The following is a 19620-nucleotide window of genomic DNA, read 5'->3' as shown; positions in this document are numbered from 1 at the left end:
TATAAAAATTTATAATAAGTTTCTACTCAGTATGAAAAACATGATCTTGAATCTTATCAATGAATTCATATTTTATAGTATTGTATAAGCCCTCGCTTAAAGATACGGGAGCCTTAAAATCGGTTTTAGGTATATTGATCGTATCAAAAAGAGTATCGGCACAGAATTTTTTTACCCTGATTGAACTGATTGCTAATTTTTTTCTCGATATTTTAGCAAGTAAGTCAAAGCAAAGACCGCCGCAATAGCCCAGCCAATAGGGCCAATGAAAAATTTTATGATTCTTATTTCCTAAGATTTTATAAACTTCATTGGCAAGAGAATTCATATCAAAGTCGGGTTTATCTAGATAATTAAATAAGTGTTCACCTTGTCCGTTATTTAAAGAAAATTCGATAAAGGCAGCTACATTTTCAACATAGGCCATTGATTTTTTATTTTTACCGTTTCCGACAAATGGGAAAAAGCCTGAACTGATTTGTCTTAATAGATTATAAACATTGCCCCTATTTTGCTCTCCGAATACAACAGTAGGTCTTATTATCGTAAGCGAATTTTCGTTATCGTTTTCAATCCACGCACGGTATTTTCCTTCAGCAAGCCATTTTGTTCTGCCATAATCATTAAAATAATTTATTTTACCTGTTTCGTTCGTATTTAAAGGTGCAAAACCGTATACCGCAACAGAGCTTGTAAAAATAATTTTTTTTATTCCCAATTCCGAACAGACCTTGCATACATTTTCTGCACCGTCAACATTTACTTCATCATATAAGCTTTTAGGTTCAACATCATCGCGATGTTCAGCCGCCAAGTTGATAACGCAGTCAAGGCTAGAGGATAATTCTTTTTTTAAAGAATCTATATCCCTTACATCAGCAAAGGCTCTCAAGTTGGGATAGTATTTACTATCCTGTTTATCAAGAATTTTAATTGTATGTCCGGACGCTAAAAGTCTCTTTGTTAGTCTTGTTCCTATAAAACCGGAACCGCCTATTATTGCTATGTGCATTTGTTTTAATCCTCTGCTATCTCTTTGTATAAACTACGATAATTTTTCCACATAATATCCAAAGTAAAAAACTTTGAAAATTTTTCAAATGAAGCTTTTCCCATTTTAGCCTTTTTTTCGTCATCTTGCAAGATAGCACCTATTGCCTCAACGGCACCGTCATCGGTTTCAATTAGAGCACCATTTGTAACATCAACTAACTCAGAAATTCCGCCTACATTTGATGCAACTATAGCCTTTTTATAAGCCATGGCTTCTATAATAGTCATCGGGAGCCCCTCATAGTTGCTAAATAAGACAAAAAGATCACAATACGGCAAAAGGCTTGACGCATTTGGATAGTCTCCAAGCAATAAAACATTGGAAGGGATAGAATAGTCCTTTTTTATCTCATCCATCGATTTTTCGGCAGAACCGCCGACCCAGACAAAGAGGTAATCTTTCATTACAGGATCTGAAGCAATAGATAAAAAACTTTCAAATCGTTTTTGCCTGGAAATACGGGCTATTGTCATAATAACTTTTTTATATGAAGATGAGTCAAAAGGTTTCGGAGAATCAACAGAATTTAAACTTATACCATTGTAAATTGTCTTGATATTTTTAGTAATTTTTTCTTTATATAATTTTTTTTCGTCATATTTAGAAACTGCAACTATTGCACCGCAGAATCTTTGTAAAAAACGTTCAAGCGGTAAAAAAATTCTATGATGGAGACGGATGGAATCAAAACCGTGCACAGTATAAATTATTTTTTTTCTATATTTAAAGCCCGCAAGACGGCCTAAGGTTCCGGCCTTACTTGAATGTAGATGAATAATATCGGGGGCAAATTCATTAATTACCTTTTTTAGCTCAAAATAGCATTTCAAATCCGGTAACAATCTAATAGGCTTTATCATATTTTTAATCTTAAATTGAATAACCGAAGAACTTAAATTATCCCATAGATATCCGCCATTCATTGAAGCTACAGCTACTATGTTTCCTTCATCAGATGCCATATTGGCCAAAGAAATACATACGGTTTGAGCCCCGCCGAGTTCAGTGTTAGTAATTATGTGTAAGATTTTCATTACTCTCTCTTAAAAAACAAAGTTATACAACAATTACTTAAATATTTTTAATAATAAACGAAGCGGTACACAACGAGCAACGAGTATTGCCATCCTATTAATAAATCTACCTTTTATGCTTTTATATAAAAAAAACTTATTTTGAATAAAAATTTTATTTATTTCTTTATCTTTTACATTTGACTTCAAATAAGCAACCAAATTCGCCAGATATAGATTCGCAATAAAAAAATTTGCTTCTTTTTTTACCAACGAATAATATTCAGCGTTATCAATTATCGTATCACGAACAATTTCAAAAGATTTTATTCTATCCATATTATAACTTTTATACCCTTGCATTACAGAATCATCACGTATCTGATAAATAAAACAGATACGTTTAGAATAATATGCACTATTTGATTTTGTAAAAGCGTTAACCATAAAAACTAAATCACCGCCTATTTTTATACCAACCGGAAAAAACAGATCATTGTCATAGATAAAATCTTTTTTGTAAATTGAACTGCAAATACAACAAGGCATCTTTTTTGAAAGAAAGTTCTTTTTTATACTATTGTCATTAAAGTGTCGTTTATCCAGTTGAGCGGATGAAACAATTTTACAAACTTGACCATTTCTTTCTACTTCATAACCAAAATTAAAAACATCTATATCGTTACTTCCTAATAACAACTGTTGAAAGAAGGCAAGAGTTCCGACAGGAATAGTATCATCACTATCTAAAAAATACAGATATTTACCTTTTGCACATTTTATACCTGTATTCCGTGCTCCACACTCCCCTTTATTTTCTTGATTAATAACAGTTATAAAAGGATACTTATTTGAAAAATCTTCAGCAATTTTTTTTGTAGAATCTTGAGAGCCGTCATTAACAATGATAACTTCAATACTGTGTTTCTTGCACTCAAACACTTGCTCGACCAAAAAGGAAAGCAAATTATGCAAAAAACGTTCTGCATTATATGCAGGAATAACAATTGAAAGCAACATATTGTTCATAATTTTTGAATTCCTTTTTTACTATTCATTTATAAAAGCTTTTTTACTCCAACATTTCGGATTATACACATTTTCTTTTACATAAATCCAATCCGTTGCCGTAGTTTTAAACTGTGTCAATTTTAATTGATGGCCAGCCTGCCAATCACCGCCGTGCATAGCTTTTATAAGGATTTTATCTTGAGAAGATTTAAACGGTAAACCACTGAACGGATTTTTTTGCAATTCGGGAGCAAGTCCTTCTGTTGCTAAAATCGGAATATCGGCTAAGGTCATAAAGGTATAATCCTTTTGTAAGGGGCCATCTGTGTTAAAATCTTTCATCATAATTAAAGGAATCAGACTTTCAGGAGAAATACCGGTATCGTCAAAGCCGTTTAAAAAACTCATATCAATTGTACGTATTGAAGATCTTCCATGATCGCCTGCGATGATTATCCTAGAATTATCCCAACAATCATTATCTTTTAAAAAACGGAAAAACTCAGCACAGGATTCATGTGCTAAATAATTTGCATAAAAATGTTCAGCTGTGTATTCGTTAAGACAATATTTTTTTGCAAGAGGAATAAGTTCTTCCCGCCGTATAAATTGTATATCGCTGTCCTTCGGCGGCTCATGCGTTGTATTGTTTACAATAATATTAAGACAGTCTCCCTCAGGTACAAATTCAACTTCTTTATATAAATTCTCAAGGGAAGAATATGCATCTATAAATAACATTTTAATATGATTGGATACATCAGGTGCCGTATAAGCACCGCTATTATAAAATACTTTTCTTACTTTTGAAGGCAATATCCTAAAAAAGGAAAAATAGAGCATGTTGCGTACAACAGGATTTGTCTCTTTGTCTCTTTGTCTCTTTGTCTCTTTGTCTGTTTGTCTGTTTGTCTGTTTGTCTATCCGTGCCAAAAAATCTCTGCTGTACTTTCCAGCCCCATCGATATTTTGAGCACGCATATCATATTTTGCAAATACGGATAAATCGGGTATCCATGAATAGTTTAGCCATGAGGGGTCCGTAAAGCTTACCAACCAATTATGTTCGCTGAACAGCCGCGGCAGCACGCTTAAGGCTTCATTATGTTTATCGACAAGCAATTCATTAGAGCGTTTATTTATATTTTCCGGCGTATATTCATAGCCGCCGAAAAGAGACGGCGTACTCATATTGGTACTTATGCCGAAAGCTATGCTGTTTTCAAAAACGGTAAATCCCGTATATTCTTTTTTTACCAGATCATTATGTTCGAATACTGGGTCGATAAAAAAATTCATAGACCTGTCAAGCATCAAAATAAAAATATTTTTTCCGGTTTTCGAGACCCTATATACTTTGTTTACCTGTTTTTCATTGATTTCGCCAGCCAGCATACGCCGGTAAGATTTTTGAATTGAAATGCAAGAAAAACCTGTTATAACCAAAAAAGTTAAAACTACAATATTAAGAAGTGAAGGCAATAATTTTGAGAATTTTGAATATATTAAGGCGATTACTACGGCAAATCCTGCAATTATTGCCGCCATATTTACGGCAAAATACCGCATAGAATGTCTTAGTCGCGTTGCATCGTCAAAAATTAAAATATTACTGATATCACCGTAATTACCCGTAAAAATGAATGCATCTATAAGTGCCGCCGTGAGCAACAGTATCGCCGTATATGCAAAATATTTCTGTACATTTTTTGAAAAAAGTTTATATATGCACAGCAGCCAAAACAAACAGCCCAAACTTTGAATAAACGGATAATACAGAACATTTAAAGGATGTTTAAAGTTGCCAAAATTTGAAAATTCTTGCGCCGAACTTGCTATCGTTGCCGACGGAATAACCAATCCAATAAGAACACACAGCGCAATTGCTGCGGATAAAAAGATATAAAAACATTTTTTATCGTTGTTAAAAACAGATGCTGATCGCCTTTTTTCAAAAAAACAAAACAGCTTTTTAATTAACGGTATTACTACTATGCCAGCAGTTAAAAGACCTGAAAGAGCCGCAGGTCTTTTAGTTTCACTGATCGTCATTACGGTTGTAATGCTCGTTACAATTATCATGGCAATTACGGTAATTATATACCATGTTTTGCTACTTAATTTTACTTTATAAAAAATATTTTTTAATAAAGAAAACAGATTGTTAAGCGTCCAATAAAAAACCAAGCCCGACGGCGAGTTATAAAGCAAAAGTAAAAAAATAAGAGCCGTAATGTAAAGCGTTAATTTGTCTTTCAATTCAAGCCCTTTTGTATATACGGCTGAAGCGGATATATTTATAAGCGTCATTATAATAGGCAGAATATTTACCGAAATATTTCCTAAGCTAAGCAGTTTATCGGGAGAACCTAAATCGGTAAAAAATAAAAACGAGCTTTTAGCCATAATCGGTGAATCGGACAAAAGCTTATACGCCGCAATAAAAAAAGGAATCTGAATAAAGAGCGCGAACATACTGCGCAAAGCGTAGAGCGGATGATAATTGTTTTGACGGTAATATGTAGAAAGCATTAAATATCGTTCATCGCCTTTAAATACCGCCTTTATATCGGTAATTTTAGCTTTCATCTTTTTTTGAATGGCGCGCTCTTTTTCTTGCCATTGTTCGGCTACATTATACATCGGAAGACATATTATATTGATGCCGAGGCTTAACAGTACAATCGAAATACCGATATTGCCGTTTGTAATGATGTTCACCACAAAAAAGACAAATTCGACAAACAAGTAGACCGGGTAAATTAAAATCGTATACAAAAAATTTATCATATTGTTTTTATCTCCGTTAAAAAATCGTAAACCGCTTTTCCCGCACAACCTCTGTTTTGCCATGCAGTATCTTTAGCTTTCAGTCTATTTTCTTTAAGCGTTTCACTTTTACAAGCTTCGGAGATAATCTCTTTTATATGATCAAAGCTATTAGAGTTAAGCTCCACACCTATTTCCTTTAAGACGGAAAACTTCCACGGAGTCTCTTTTAAATCGCCTGAATCATAAGGGCGATGATCGAATTCGTTGTTACAGTATAAGAACGGCTTATCAAAAAGAAAACAATAATCAAAAATAACACTGGAAAAATCGGAAATCATAATATCAGCTTTTGAAAGTGAATCGATGTTTTCAGAATTATAATCCCAAACAAAATTCGCGACATCTTTATATTTTCCCTCCAATCTTTTAAGCATATCGGGTTCCGAAGTCTTGCTTTGAGGATGCGGGCGGATAATAATATTCCAACCGGTTTCTACAAGCGGAGTAATTAATTGTTCGCCGTATTTTGATAAGATGCCGCTTGCGCCCCAAGAAGGCGCAATTAAAACTGTAAAATCGGAACTTTTTTCAGGCAAATTTTTTATTTTTTCGCTTAATACGTCAAGATAAGGACAGCCGACTACACGCAAGTTTTTTGGAGGAAGATTACGTAGGCTTTCCAGTTCACGAATTCCTTTTACCTGATACTCACCCGATAAAAGCACTGAATCAAAATAATCAAGACCAAAAAGCCGGTAACTTGTTGCATCATCAAGCGCATGAAGAATATGGCTATAATGCCTGACATGCTTTGAGCGTTTCAGCTGATATACGTCCAATCCCGGTGTCGTCATCAAACAAATATCAGCTTCAAGCATATTAAGACGAGCAAAAGCTTTGTTGCCTTTGCCGATATATTCGGGCTTTACATAGGTATAATGTTGTTCAAATACCGGATCATCTTCCGAAGATGTATAAAAAACAAGTTCTTTTTGATGTTCTTCAAACTCATTACATATAGGCAAAAACACATTCCAATAACGTTTACCTTCAGAATAAATTACAATGGTATTTTTATTACCGGAACCTTTTGCCTTATCTTTATATACAGCGACTTTTAGTTTGATAAAAGCGGTTTTCGCTACAAAATACAACGTTGTAATAAGACCTATCACAATGGAAAAAAGTATACTACCCGTACCCGGATCGATGTATAACAAAAGAATCATAATGCCTAATGTAAAAATGGGCAGCTTTATTTTTGCTGCGGCTTTTTATCATACCTCCTGATTATCTTTTTTATCATTTCACGCAATTTTTTAGAAATGTATCTTTTTATTACGGCTCTTATTTTATACATTACGGCATCACGTGTTACCGCCGGTTTTGTTTTATTAAAATACGGTGCAGCAGCCTCGGCACTGAAATAATCTTTAAGCAAATCAACTGCCATTTTTCTATCCGTTTTGTTCGTCTTCAGTAAAATAAGGTTATAATATACATACCGGATGTAATAGCTTTCTATATTTAAAACAGCCTCTTTATGTTCAGAGGCATACGATTCAAAAAAAAATCTAAAACCATTTAAAATAGCCACAACCGAATCCAAGTCTTTTTGTATACTTGCAAGGTTTTTACGTGTATTTGATATACCGCTTTCATCATTGTAAATAACAAGAACATCGTCTATCGACGAATAACTTTTTGCATAGTATGCAATAATCACAGATTCATAAAAATCCTCACCCATCACGGCATGAAAGTCTGACATTTTACTAAAAGCATTTTTCAACAATTCTGTTTTATATGCTTTATTCCAAACAGTACCTGCACGGGGGTACCGATCATACACAAGTGAGCTAAAAAGTTTATCTACCGTTATGGCAGAATCGGGCACAGTGTTTTCATTTGCGTGAATAGAGTGATATCCATACTCAAGAACTTCAACGGAATTTTTACAAAGTGCATTATAAATAACTTCGACGGCATGAAGATCCAATACATCGTCGCAATCTAAAAATAAAATATAATCACCTGATGCATTCAGGACGCCTGTTTTACGCGCCAAATAAAGCCCTTTATTTTTGGCGTGAGTCAGTACTTTAATACGCAAATCAGTTTTTGCATAGTCTTGCAAAAGAACTGGGCTTCTATCTGAAGAACAATCGTCAACGCATATGATTTCCAGATCGGTATAAGTTTGCCTTATAACACTGTCAAGAGTTTCGGGGATGTACTGTACTCTGTTAAATATGGGAATAACAATAGTGAATTTCATTTTTATCTTTTTTTGTATTTACAATATATAAATACAGAATACATATACTCAAATAAAAAACTACACAAAAACACTCCACATTTAATAAGACCCTTTATTTTTGTTTTTAGTGTATTGCGATGCGCCAAACTTTCGAATGCTTCTCCAAAATTTGTTATACCAAATAAAAATACAGGCAACTTGTGGTTATATTTAAGCGGTAAGTTTTTTTTACTTTGAACAGCATCTGCCGATTTTATACAATCCTCTATCGGTTTATTTGTGTCTACATTGATTTCCTTGCTATCGATAAAGTCATCAGGGAAATGATAGCAATACTCAGACAATTCATATTCTATTTTTAAAACATCATCTTTCCATTGAGGATAATTTTTAAATTTATAGGTATTTTTAATCGATTGAGCGGGATTAAAACATTTTAGTTTTTTTATATGATCTTTATCGGTAAAATTAAGAAAGCATTTGATTTCGTCCAGAGAAGTTTCATAATTAAAAATAAGGTCCTCAAAATGGAGCAATAGAACATTTTTATTTTGTACTTCTTGCTGTTGTGAAAAACGGATACCGCGATACCAGCGTATAAAGGTATCAACATCATCAGTTGGAATATACGATTCACCCCACGAACTTTTATTTAATACATACATGTCGCGAGGATCCCTGTCAACAATGATAACTTTGGTATCCGGTGCATAATTTAAATATGCCGATATATCATAGGCAGGGAAAAACTGATCAATTAAAATTTTTTCGCCGTCTACGTGAACTTCTATTTCTGCAATTAATTTACCTATATATTCTTGTGCTTTAAGATAAAACAAATCGGTAAAATGCGCATAGTAAGACTTATTTCGCATATGATAGGCAGGATGCCATGAGTTCGGTTCAAAGAGCGAGTAACGTGAATATGAATATTCATTTAAGAAAACCTGTTTTGCTAAATTATAATACAGTAAATCTTCTTTTGAAAGTTTAATCGTATCTGTTCCTCGGTGCCAATTTCCTTGCCATTGAGCAATACAAATTGAATCGATAAAAGATTTGGAATGCCGTAGAAAATTGCCGTTGAAATATTTTTTGAATGAGCGCTGCTTATTCAACACATCCGCAAGTCTAAGAAAACGCTTTATTGCAAGATCGGACTTTAAACGATGACCTTCATGTAAGGCACTTTCCAAATCACGTATTCCATCCGGTTCATGTAAAAATGAACATTCAAATTCCGCACTTAAACTTTTTACACTTTCGAATTCTTCAATAATATTCGTTACCGCAGAGCTTCCTGTAGTACCATAACCCGTACATGTTATTATTTTAGGCATTTTTCGTCCTTAAAATGATTTTCCGACCGCTGCAATATAGCCGGTTGTGTAAAAAAACGGATCGGTAATGTAGGAATATAAAATAACAACCTTAGAAAATAGTATCCGGTCAAAGCAAAATTCCTTATAGATGGTTTCATAAAAAAGGTACTTATCGAAAATCGCAATCTCTGTATAGCAAAATTAGGACACCAGATATAGGCTCTACGAATCTTTTTTACAGCTGTTGCTTTATCAATACGCCGAAATCCAGAATTACCTTTTTCAGGTAAAGAAGAAACAAGTTCATCAAACCGAATAACCGTGTTTTCTATAGAAAATTCTTTGATTTTTTTAATACAATTTTTTGACATCCTATCGTAAAGATCTTTATCGGTTAGCAAAGTTTTTATCTTTTCCGCATAATCATCGACATCCCAATCCGCTACTAAGCCGCAATTTCCATTATCGGCCAATTCTTCGGACGCACCCGCAACAGGTGTAGTTACAAATGGTTTTTCTAAAGTCATAGCTTCCAAAACAACGGTGGGGAAACCTTCGGCAAAAGATGAGATGCAAAGCATGTCTGCAATTTGAATATACGGCAAAGGATTTTGTTTATATCCTAAAAAAGATACAACTTCCGTCATACGCAACTCATTTACTAAACGTATTAAGTTTCCTTTTTCTTCTCCGTCTCCTATAATAAGCACATGACAACATATATTTTCTTTTTGTAATTTTGCGGCAGCTTGTATAACAAGAGAGAAATTTTTACGCTTTTCTAATCGCCCTACGCAAGCCAAAATCGGATAAGTGTACCGCATACATTCATTGATGTTTACCTTTGATGCCTGTACTTTTGTATTTTCTATATCAAACGCATTATAAATTATTTTTGTTTTATTCAAATATTGAGGGAATATATCTTTTAATGATTGTAATGATTTATTCGATATTGTAACTATCCTATCAGCATAGTTCCATGCACTATCTTGCAGTTTTAAATTATATTTATCATTCAAAGACATGAGTTTCGGAGACAAATCGTAAATATCAGTATGAAACCAACTTATCGTCTTCTTATCAGGAAATGCTTGAATCATAAATGAAGGTATTTGGTAATTCCATGTAACAATGACGTCATACTCATCAAAACTCTTTATTGCACGTATTAAAACGGGATATTTTTCAATACAATACTGAGTAAAGTGTTTATTAAAACGTGACTCATGCGTACCATTTATAAGCGGCGTAAGCAATTTAATATTACTGCTAATAGGCTCTTGTTTTACATAAAAACCGACTATTTCCTGTATAGCTATTTCATATTTTTTAGTATCCAAATTATTAACAAGAGTTGTTAAAACCTTTTCGGCACCTCCGCCGTTTGAATGAGTGTAGGTAATAAAAAGGAGCTTTGTTTTTTTTTGGTTATTCATTTTATTAAAAATACATCTAGACTTATCAGTTACTAGAAATACATACTTTATTCTTCCGTGCAACTATTAAACACACAAATCCATACGGTAAGATATTCTTGATAAGCTGTTTAATATTATGCATAAGGAATCTCTTGAATATCGTTAATCTAATAGCATGATATTCATTAGGCAATTGTCTTATTACGAACATAATACTATGTAGTGAATTAGTCCAATACGCAAAATTAATATATAGTTCCCTAATATAATCTTTTACATATTGTACATATTGTTGTTCATTATTTTTTTCAAAAAATGAAACAAGATTTTTTTCAATATTTTGAAAACTTTCAATGATGCGTATGAGTTTCTCTCGGTTACTAAAAGTATTATTTGATGTAATACCAATATATCGAAAATAATTATAAAGCGGAATATCAATAAATTTTTTCTTGTTCGAAAAATATTCTATAATCACTGATTGATAGTAGTCTTCCGCATAAACTGCATAAGAATTGGAAATTGTATCGTAAATTCGTTTTAAAAGTTGCGCGTTATAGCACTTATTAACAAGATTATGTATAGCTTTATTCTGCAAAACATCTGCTAAAGTTTTATGCGTTTCATCTTCTAAAACTGAATGGTAAAGCGATTTTTCACAACCCAGTACATTATATATCCTAAACTGTACATAATCCGGTTCATCGATAAGACTATCAGACAGAATTCGTAAACTATGCACTTCTAATGAATCATCTGCATCCAAAAATAAAATATATTTCCCAGCCGCTTTCTCAACAGCAGTTTTGCGGGCTAAAAAAAGTCCTTCATTTATATTTTTCACGATATATTGTATTGATAAGCGGCTTGAATATTCCGCTATTATTTGATCACACTCCTCTGAACAAGGTGAACCGTCGTTGACAATAACCGTTTCTATTTTTTTTGTATCAAAGGTTTGATTTACTATAGAATCCAATGCACGCGGCAAATATTGTTCCGTATTATAAACAGGAATACAAATCGAAAATAAATAATCGTACATACTCATCTTCCCAACAAACGCTTTAGACCGTTAAACGGCTTTTTCAGCAACACTGCAAAAATATGCAAAGGACGATACTCCTGTTCATTTTTGACGATTTTTGTATGCAATGCATTTATCTCCTGCATCAATAAAGGTATCATACCGTCAGCACCAAACCGATTTTGTATAATATTGATAACTTCAGGCGAAGCTGTACGTTCCAAAATTTCCAAATAGATTGTGTTAAGATAACGCCGAACATACTGCATATAGTCCGAACAATTTTCTTTTTCAAAAAAACAAAAAAGGTTTTGAGTTATATTATTCAAACTTATGTCGATATTTTTTACCTTTTCAAGGTTATCATAATATGGAATATTGCTTATCCCCGTTGTCATTCGATAATTATAGAGGGGAATATTAATAATTTTTCGTGTTTTAATATGACATTCGATTATTACCATCTGATAATAATCTTCGCTAAATACAGCATAAAAATCCGGTAAAGAATCGTAAATTGGTTTTATAATATTTGCACTATAACACTTATTCCACAATGTATGATTAGCTTTTGATAATAACACATCAGTAATTTCTTTTGTCTTATCTTCTTTTGAAAAATGCCATATTTTTTTTTGCCCATTAGCATAAACCATATAATAGCCGAATTCTATATAATCGGGTCTACTATTAGTCAGCTCTTTTGCTAATATTTTTAATGTGTCACATTCCAACCAATCATCCGAATCTAAAAATAAAATATAATCACCCGAAGCATTTTGTACTCCAACTTTGCGTACACAATGATGTCCTTTATTAGAGTAATTATGGATTATTTTTATTTTATCCGCAAATGCAGACAAGATTTGTGCCGAACCATCGGTTGAACCGTCATTAACACAAATGAGCTCATAATCGGTATAGGACTGATTTAAAACGGACAAAATAGCAACTTCAACATATTTTTCGGTGTTATAAACAGGCATTATAATCGAAAATTTCATATATTACCTCTTCGAGAATAAAAAAAACAAAAAGTAAAAAATATAAATTCAAACGGAAAAAGCGGTAAATATATGCACACTTTAATAACGCCTTTACATTTTAACTTTTTGGTTTTGCGCACTTTAAAACTTTTTATCGTTGATATAAAATGGGTAGCATTGACAATAAGAGAAAATGTTTTTTTTGTATATTCTTGCGGTAATTTTCCATGATATTGCACATATTCAGAAGCTTTTTGAATATCCTCAATAAAAATGTGCGTATCAGGGAACTCAGGTATCGATATCGGAGGATAGTTTTCAAAAGGAAAACAAAATTCCTTTAATTCATTTTCTATTTTTTTTATATCTTCTTTAAGCGCCGGATATCTTTTATAAACTTGAGTGTTTACAATTGACTTTTCAGGATCAAAATATTTCTTTTTCCATGCATGTTCCTCTGTTGTTAATCCCGTAAATGTTTTTATCTTTTCAAGTGAAGCATCATAATCATATATAAGAGATTCAAAGGGAAGAAATAACGCTCTATCTTTCCATTCGGTGTTTATTTTATACCGTTCAAAACGAGTAGCACGATACCAGTTTATAAATTCATCAACATCTGAAGGAATAAAACCCACTCCCCATTCACTTTTATTTACCGAATACAAATCACGAGGGTCTTTATCTATTACCAGTATTTTTATGTAATCAAAATACCGGCTATAGTTACCGATGCTGTATGCCGGCAACAACTGGTCAAACACTACATATTTTGTTGAAACAGGAAGATTTGAAAATACATTTGCTATATATTGTTTTGCTTTTTCATAAAAGTCATCTTTTTTAAAACCGTAGTAATATGGTGATACAGGGTGATAAGAAGGAGTCCAGCTGTCAGGCTCATAACTGCTAAAATGTTTTTTTTCGTATAGTTTTTCAAAAAATAGTTGAGCAAAAAAACAACGCCAATATTCTTTTGCAGATATTTTTTTTGTTTCCAGCGAGCGGTGCCACCATCCGTTCCATTTACAATCAATGATTGATTTAATAAATCCTTCTGCAGAAGAATAAAATAAATTGTCAAAATATTTTTTATAATAGTATTCATTCTGTAAGTTTTCAGCTAAAGTTAAAAAACGTTTTATCGCTAAATCAGTTTTTAAACGATGACCTTCCGTAAAAGCTTTTTCCAAATCAAAAAGCCCATCAGTTTCATGCAGAAAAGTACATTCAAAATCATTACCAAAACTAGTTACAGAAGAAAATTCTTCCAAAATATTTGTTCCGGCAGAACTTCCCGTTCCGCCGAAACCTGTTGATGTTAAAATACTAAAAGGTAATGCCTTGTATTTCATAAGGAATCCTTTCGTAATAACACTTTTTTTGCTGTACATATTCTTATCGGAGTACAAAGTATGTAGCGGAACAAATTCAAAATATGATAACCTAAAAGCATAAAATGATAAAGAGTTTTACGGGAGGCAAATCTTGTAATTGAAAACTTTATCCTTTTTATTATTTCATCGGGGTGCCACACATATACAGCTTTTACTTTTTTAAAGGCTTCTTGTTTTGAAAGACAAGAAATTTGTATATCCTTTTTCTCAGGTAAAGAGGCAATAAGAATATCAAACTGCTTCACAGTATTTTCTATGGAAAATTCTTGTATTTTTTTAATACAATTTTCCGACATTCTATCATAAAGAGTCTTATCGGTTAATAACATCTTTACCATTTCAGCATAATCGTCAACATTCCAGTCGGCAACCAAGCCGCATTTTCCGCCGTCAGCCAGTTCTTCAGAAGCCCCTGCGACGGGTGTTGTTACAAAGGGCTTGCCTAAAGCCATAGATTCCAAAACAACAGTAGGAAAACCTTCTGCCAGTGATGACACACATAACAATTGTGCCCGGCTGATATAAGGTAAGGGGTTTTGCTTATAGCCTAAAAAAAAGACTGAATCAGTTATACCCGATTCAGCCACTAAGCGTACAAGCGGTTCTCTTTCTTCTCCGTCACCGATGATAAACAAAGCACATTTAATATTATCGGTTTTCAATTTTGCAACGGTTTTTACAAGAAGAGAAAAATTTTTATTTTTATCTAATCGTCCTGCGCAAACTATAATCGGTAAATAACAGTTTTCATAAATATCTTCAACTCTTTCGGTTGCTTTTATTTTTGAATTTTTTACATCGAACGCATTATAAATTATTTGCGCTTTGTGCATATATTCAGGGAAAACAGTTTCCAGAGACTGCAGCGATTTATGTGAAATCGTAACGACCTTATCAGCAAAGCCCCAAGCGTTTTTCTGCAGGTTGTACCTACTTTTGACAGCAGTTGAATTATCTGAAATATCCAAATCATCAATAGCTCCGTGAAACCAGGCTATCGTTTTTTTTTCGGGAAAAGCAGGAAGCATAAATGATGGTAATTGATAATTCCATGTAATTATAACATCGTATGCATCAAAATTATTCAGAGCTCTAATAATTTCCGGTTTTTGTTCAAGGATATAGTCTAATACCTTAATTTTATAATCTCGATCATTACAATGGTAAAGCGGTGGGAGTAATTTAATATTTGAATTTACAGGTTCACATTTAACATCATACTTTACTATTTCAAAAATAGAAATATCGTATCTTTCCGCATCCAAATTATTAACAAGCGTTGTTAAAACCTTTTCGGCTCCGCCTCCGTTCGAATGTGTGTAAGTAATAAAAAGAAGTTTCAGTTTTTCCATTCGTTTACTTTTTCAATTACGTAATTAACTTCCTCATCGGTTAATAAAGGGCTCATCGGAAGACTAACCACTTCTGCATGTATTTTTTCACTTATCGGTAAGTAAAGATGAGAAAACTCTTTATATGCTTTTTGTTTATGGGGCGGAGTCGGATAATGAATAACCGTCTCTATTCCACAATCTTTTAAATAATTAATGAAGGCTTTTCTGTTTTGAACTCGAACGCAATAGATATGCCACACGTGTTCTTCTTTTTGGTGCAGTTTAGGTAAAATAACAGCTTTATTTTTTATTCCGGCATTATACATCGCTGCGATTTGACGGCGGCGATTATTGTCCGCATCAAGTCTTTGCAGTTTTACCGAGAGCACGGCGGCCTGTATTTCGTCAAGACGGGAATTTTCTCCCTTATATTCGTGCACGTATTTTATACTTGACCCGTAATTTGCCAGCTTTCGTACGACATCTGCAAGTTCGTCGTAATCAGTTGTAACGCAGCCGCCGTCGCCTAAACAGCCCAAATTTTTACCCGGATAAAAACTAAAACCTGCGGCATCGCCGAAAGCTCCGCTTCGTTTTTCGGTTTGTTTTGCGCCGTGTGCTTGAGCCGCATCTTCAATCACTCTTAAGTTGTGCTGCTTTGCAAAGGCAGTAATAGCCTCCATATTACAAAGTCTGCCGTATAAATGCACCGGCATAATAGCCTTTGTTTTTGAACTTATCTTATCTTCTATTTTTTCTACGTCAATTAAATAATCATTTATATCCGGTTCAACAAAAACAGGCGTCAAATTTTCGGCACTCACTGCAAGAATAGTAGCTATAAAAGTGTTTGACGGAACAATAATTTCATCACCTTCTTGAAAAACACCAAGCAACTTGTAAGCACGGAGAATCAATTTTAAAGCTTCAAGACCGTTTCCTACACCAATGCAATACTTAACTCCGCAAAATTCTGCAAACTCTTTTTCAAATGCTTTACATTCCTCTCCGTGAATATACCAGCCTTTTTTTACAACCTCATTTATTTTTTGCGAGAGATACGGTTCAAAGCTTTCAGTTATTTTTTGCAATGATAAAAAAGGGATATACATACTTACCTCGATATTTGATTTTTTGTTTTGTAATCTTTTCCATATTTTTCTATATCGTGCATATTATACCTTCGGCGTTAACATTTTATAAAAGATTTTATTTATTGAATAAGTACTGCCGTATGATTCTTTATTTTTTAATAAACCCTGATTAAGATAATGGCCAAAATCTTCAGTTGAAACACCCCAAGAAATTCTTTTATAATTTATTTTTTTTGCTTCAACTATCATAGAATAATACATAAAACTCATTGGGCTTAATTTTGCAAATTCTTCCTTAGAACATAAATATTGAGTATGTATCGTTTTTGTTTTTGGAAAATAAAAAAGCACAGCGCCCGCAACTAAATCATTTTGAATATACTCTCCGAAAAAAGAAATATTATCAGAAATATGGACATTTTTTAATTCCATAAACTCATTAAAACTATGTACCGGCTTTGTATTATATTTTCTCAAAGTATGTGCAAGTATGGTATATAGTGCTTGTATTTCATCACTAGTATGTATCTGTCTACAAACCGCACCTATTTTCAAGCAATTTGTTATGTTCGTTCTTTTCCCTTGACTAAAATTGGATACGATATGCTCATCATAATTTTCCAGATCAATATATGTATTCAGTTCGGAATATTGTTGATATTTTTTATAATACAAAAGATATTCCAAAAGTGCAGGACTTTCAATAGATAAAATATCCGGTGTTATTTTTAAATAGACGGAAGTATATCTATTCTCCATTAAATACTGTTCAAAAACTTCAATTATTTCCAAAAGACCATTACCGGAATAATGCTTTTTATCTATAATTATGCCGCCATAGGTAGAACCTTTGTGAGAAAAAAAACAAGTCGGATCCTTAGGATCCTTGCAAGCAGGAATTACAGCAGCCAAGTTATCCTTTTGATTAAAAATTAAAAGAGAACAATCTTCAAATCTATCTTCAGGATGATAATTTAAAAAACTTCGGCTTTGTAAAAAAGTTCCGTTAATCGATTTATTTAAAACAAAATCATCCCAAAGCTGTTCGTATTTTTTTTCATACGATTCTATTCTGAACACTTTTGTCATATCCCTAATTCATTTATTTTTCGATATTTTAAAAATTCATCATAGTTTCTGATATAATCGGTTTCAGTATAATATTCAGAAGCCAGCACTAATGCTACCGAACCGAAAGAAAAATTCGTAAGGTTCCTCCAAATACCGGGAACTATCAATAACCCCTTTGACGTACTATTTAAAAAGATTTTTTTCTTATTTTTTCCGTCATCAAGTTCAACATTAAAAGATCCTGAAGCGGCAAGAAGAAGTTGAAATAGTTCTTTATGCGCATGAGCTCCCCGTTCCTGGTTCTCGGGGACACCGTAAAGATAATAGATACGCTTTACCTCAAACGGCACAACACTTTTATGATTGAGGTGCGTTATATTATTTTGTGATATCAAATCGATTATTTTAGAATCGGCAGTCGAATAAATCATCTTAAAGCTCTAGTCGTACATTAAAATCCGGTTTTGAACATAAAATTAATATAACAGTATTTTCCGTAAAGCCGGAAATTGAAAAATCTTTTTTGCTTACGTGTATGCCTTTGTCAGCTTCATCAGCAATATATTCGGTCTCGGCATTTTTTTCAGCTAATTTAAATATTCCACATAATGGAAGCAATAGAAAATCCGCATTATTATTCCGAAAAAGATATTTTTCCGTCTCAATTTTAACAGGTAATAATTTTACAGATGCGATTATAAAAGGAACATGCCGATTACTTTCCAAATAGGAGAGAGAACCTCTTGTATCGGTAATTTTAGGCAGTTTAATAATATTCATATTTTAAATAATAAATTACTTTACTCCAAATGGCATTTTTGCAGTATCTTTCATCATCTTAAATAATTTTTGCTTATGAGTTAATTTAATAATATTTTTTTCGGCATGAGCTTTATATAAATCTATATAATCCTTATATTGAAAATTAAGATCATTATTGCAAAAAAAATCGGGGTGAGTATTAAGATATTCAATTAGTTTTTCGAACGCCCATTCGCTTAAGCGTTTTTGTTCGTTCTTACATGTTTTGGAAATAAAGTTGAATTTTATATCTTTTTCCAAACAGCTTTCCAAATCAGGAAAAGTTTTTATCATATCGGTATATGTTAAATTTAAATAGTTGTCCAATATAATGTTATTTTCAGCAGTGTGACAATAAGCATACCAATTATTATCGCCGCTGAGATTGCAATTATCTGAAAAACGCCGATACAAAACTGTAGGTTCAGGCAAAACTGCAATTTCTCCATACATCATACAACGTATATTCAAATCATAATCATGCATCAGAATAAGGTTCGGATTAAACATTTTGGTTTTATTAAATAAACTTTTTTTAAAAGCTATTCCCGGCGAGGGAATTCTGTTTTCAATATAAAAAAGAGTGTTTAACAATTTGTATTTATCAATATAAGGAGGTTCTTGGATTTTATTTAAATAATTATTGTTTTCGTCTATTACCTGTAACTTTGAAAAAACAGTTTCTATTTTTTTATCTTTTTTAAATTCATTTATTACAAGTTCCAAATGAGCAGGAAGAAGAATATCATCGCTTGCAATAAGCGTAACATATTCACTCTGCGCCTTTTCTATTCCATCATTAAAAGTTACACCTGGTCCCCAATTTGTTTTATGTTTAAAATATCGTATCTTGCCAGATAGGTATTTTTGCACCACACCCTCTGTGTTATCGCTTGAACAATCATCAATTATAACAATTTCAAAATTTTTATACGTTTGTTGCAAAACGCTTTCGATTGTCTGAGAAATAAAATCGGCTTTATTATAGGTAGGGATTATTACTGTTATCGTATTATTCATGTTTATAACTTATATTATTTAAATTCCACAACCTTAT

At 32.8% G+C, this 19620-nt stretch carries 17 protein-coding genes; all 17 read right to left on the bottom strand.

Translation table 11 applies throughout. The features are described 5' to 3' along the window. Positions 1-22: 22 nt before the first annotated feature. Entirely contained in the window at positions 23-1012 is a 990-nt protein-coding gene (locus TDE_RS06890; RefSeq protein ID WP_002679067.1) for an NAD-dependent epimerase/dehydratase family protein, read from the bottom strand. Positions 1013-1017: 5 nt separating this feature from the next. After that, on the bottom strand, positions 1018-2088 hold the full coding sequence (locus TDE_RS06885; RefSeq protein WP_002679065.1) for a glycosyltransferase: 1071 nt from the start codon (positions 2086-2088) through the stop codon (positions 1018-1020). Positions 2089-2121: 33 nt separating this feature from the next. Further along, positions 2122-3096 (bottom strand): glycosyltransferase family 2 protein, encoded by a 975-nt coding sequence (locus tag TDE_RS06880; protein WP_002679062.1) that lies wholly within the window; start codon positions 3094-3096, stop codon positions 2122-2124. Between the two features lie 21 nt (positions 3097-3117). After that, positions 3118-5868, bottom strand: coding sequence for a YidC/Oxa1 family membrane protein insertase (locus TDE_RS06875; protein ID WP_002679058.1), 2751 nt, complete (start codon positions 5866-5868; stop codon positions 3118-3120). Continuing rightward, a complete protein-coding gene (locus TDE_RS06870; protein WP_002679056.1) occupies positions 5865-7079 on the bottom strand; it encodes a CDP-glycerol glycerophosphotransferase family protein in 1215 nt (404 codons plus the stop codon). Before TDE_RS06870 ends, TDE_RS06875 begins: the two co-directional genes overlap by 4 nt. Positions 7080-7105: 26 nt before the next feature. Further along, a complete protein-coding gene (locus TDE_RS06865) occupies positions 7106-8128 on the bottom strand; it encodes a glycosyltransferase family 2 protein (RefSeq protein WP_002679054.1) in 1023 nt (340 codons plus the stop codon). A gap of 2 nt (positions 8129-8130) precedes the next feature. Beyond that, positions 8131-9450: a sulfotransferase gene (locus tag TDE_RS06860; protein ID WP_002671344.1), complete on the bottom strand. Its 1320-nt coding sequence runs from the start codon at positions 9448-9450 to the stop codon at positions 8131-8133. Further along, positions 9438-10871: a glycosyltransferase gene (locus tag TDE_RS06855; protein WP_002679052.1), complete on the bottom strand. Its 1434-nt coding sequence runs from the start codon at positions 10869-10871 to the stop codon at positions 9438-9440. The genes TDE_RS06860 and TDE_RS06855 overlap by 13 nt, the downstream gene beginning before the upstream one ends. A 25-nt stretch (positions 10872-10896) precedes the next feature. After that, positions 10897-11904: a glycosyltransferase family 2 protein gene (locus tag TDE_RS06850; protein ID WP_002679050.1), complete on the bottom strand. Its 1008-nt coding sequence runs from the start codon at positions 11902-11904 to the stop codon at positions 10897-10899. Beyond that, positions 11901-12884 carry a glycosyltransferase family 2 protein gene (locus TDE_RS06845; protein ID WP_010956968.1) on the bottom strand — a complete coding sequence of 328 codons (984 nt, stop codon included), beginning with the start codon at positions 12882-12884 and terminating at the stop codon, positions 11901-11903. Before TDE_RS06845 ends, TDE_RS06850 begins: the two co-directional genes overlap by 4 nt. Then, positions 12881-14221: a hypothetical protein gene (locus TDE_RS06840; protein WP_002679047.1), complete on the bottom strand. Its 1341-nt coding sequence runs from the start codon at positions 14219-14221 to the stop codon at positions 12881-12883. Before TDE_RS06840 ends, TDE_RS06845 begins: the two co-directional genes overlap by 4 nt. Next, on the bottom strand, positions 14218-15615 hold the full coding sequence (locus TDE_RS06835) for a glycosyltransferase (RefSeq protein ID WP_002679045.1): 1398 nt from the start codon (positions 15613-15615) through the stop codon (positions 14218-14220). Before TDE_RS06835 ends, TDE_RS06840 begins: the two co-directional genes overlap by 4 nt. After that, positions 15603-16709, bottom strand: a complete 1107-nt coding sequence (locus TDE_RS06830) for a DegT/DnrJ/EryC1/StrS family aminotransferase (protein ID WP_002679043.1) — start codon at positions 16707-16709, stop codon at positions 15603-15605. Before TDE_RS06830 ends, TDE_RS06835 begins: the two co-directional genes overlap by 13 nt. Positions 16710-16772: 63 nt before the next feature. Next, the gene (locus tag TDE_RS06825) at positions 16773-17780 is read right to left on the bottom strand and encodes a GNAT family N-acetyltransferase (RefSeq protein ID WP_002679040.1); all 1008 of its coding nucleotides are present in this window, start codon (positions 17778-17780) and stop codon (positions 16773-16775) included. Beyond that, entirely contained in the window at positions 17777-18193 is a 417-nt protein-coding gene (locus TDE_RS06820) for a sugar 3,4-ketoisomerase (RefSeq protein WP_002679039.1), read from the bottom strand. The genes TDE_RS06825 and TDE_RS06820 overlap by 4 nt, the downstream gene beginning before the upstream one ends. A 1-nt stretch (position 18194) precedes the next feature. Beyond that, on the bottom strand, positions 18195-18542 hold the full coding sequence (locus TDE_RS06815; RefSeq protein ID WP_002679036.1) for a WxcM-like domain-containing protein: 348 nt from the start codon (positions 18540-18542) through the stop codon (positions 18195-18197). Between the two features lie 15 nt (positions 18543-18557). After that, positions 18558-19583 carry a glycosyltransferase gene (locus TDE_RS06810; RefSeq protein WP_002679034.1) on the bottom strand — a complete coding sequence of 342 codons (1026 nt, stop codon included), beginning with the start codon at positions 19581-19583 and terminating at the stop codon, positions 18558-18560. Positions 19584-19620 lie beyond the last annotated feature (37 nt).

This window comes from Treponema denticola ATCC 35405, from assembly GCF_000008185.1.
Taxonomy (GTDB): Bacteria; Spirochaetota; Spirochaetia; order Treponematales; family Treponemataceae; genus Treponema_B; species Treponema_B denticola.
Note: the sequence above shows the minus strand (reverse complement) of the source record. Positions and strands in the feature narration are given on the sequence as shown.

Bases quoted from the DNA above. Each gene is read 5' to 3' on its own strand.
- TDE_RS06825 (WP_002679040.1), bottom strand. From the start codon at position 17,780: ATGACAAAAGTGTTCAGAATAGAATCGTATGAAAAAAAATACGAACAG.
- TDE_RS06855 (WP_002679052.1), bottom strand. From the start codon at position 10,871: ATGAATAACCAAAAAAAAACAAAGCTCCTTTTTATTACCTACACTCAT.
- TDE_RS06835 (WP_002679045.1), bottom strand. From the start codon at position 15,615: ATGGAAAAACTGAAACTTCTTTTTATTACTTACACACATTCGAACGGA.
- TDE_RS06880 (WP_002679062.1), bottom strand. From the start codon at position 3,096: ATGAACAATATGTTGCTTTCAATTGTTATTCCTGCATATAATGCAGAA.
- TDE_RS06860 (WP_002671344.1), bottom strand. From the start codon at position 9,450: ATGCCTAAAATAATAACATGTACGGGTTATGGTACTACAGGAAGCTCT.
- TDE_RS06890 (WP_002679067.1), bottom strand. From the start codon at position 1,012: ATGCACATAGCAATAATAGGCGGTTCCGGTTTTATAGGAACAAGACTA.
- TDE_RS06875 (WP_002679058.1), bottom strand. From the start codon at position 5,868: ATGATAAATTTTTTGTATACGATTTTAATTTACCCGGTCTACTTGTTT.
- TDE_RS06830 (WP_002679043.1), bottom strand. From the start codon at position 16,709: ATGTATATCCCTTTTTTATCATTGCAAAAAATAACTGAAAGCTTTGAA.
- TDE_RS06845 (WP_010956968.1), bottom strand. From the start codon at position 12,884: ATGAAATTTTCGATTATAATGCCTGTTTATAACACCGAAAAATATGTT.
- TDE_RS06850 (WP_002679050.1), bottom strand. From the start codon at position 11,904: ATGAGTATGTACGATTATTTATTTTCGATTTGTATTCCTGTTTATAAT.
- TDE_RS06840 (WP_002679047.1), bottom strand. From the start codon at position 14,221: ATGAAATACAAGGCATTACCTTTTAGTATTTTAACATCAACAGGTTTC.
- TDE_RS06865 (WP_002679054.1), bottom strand. From the start codon at position 8,128: ATGAAATTCACTATTGTTATTCCCATATTTAACAGAGTACAGTACATC.
- TDE_RS06820 (WP_002679039.1), bottom strand. From the start codon at position 18,193: ATGATTTATTCGACTGCCGATTCTAAAATAATCGATTTGATATCACAA.
- TDE_RS06870 (WP_002679056.1), bottom strand. From the start codon at position 7,079: ATGATTCTTTTGTTATACATCGATCCGGGTACGGGTAGTATACTTTTT.
- TDE_RS06815 (WP_002679036.1), bottom strand. From the start codon at position 18,542: ATGAATATTATTAAACTGCCTAAAATTACCGATACAAGAGGTTCTCTC.
- TDE_RS06810 (WP_002679034.1), bottom strand. From the start codon at position 19,583: ATGAATAATACGATAACAGTAATAATCCCTACCTATAATAAAGCCGAT.
- TDE_RS06885 (WP_002679065.1), bottom strand. From the start codon at position 2,088: ATGAAAATCTTACACATAATTACTAACACTGAACTCGGCGGGGCTCAA.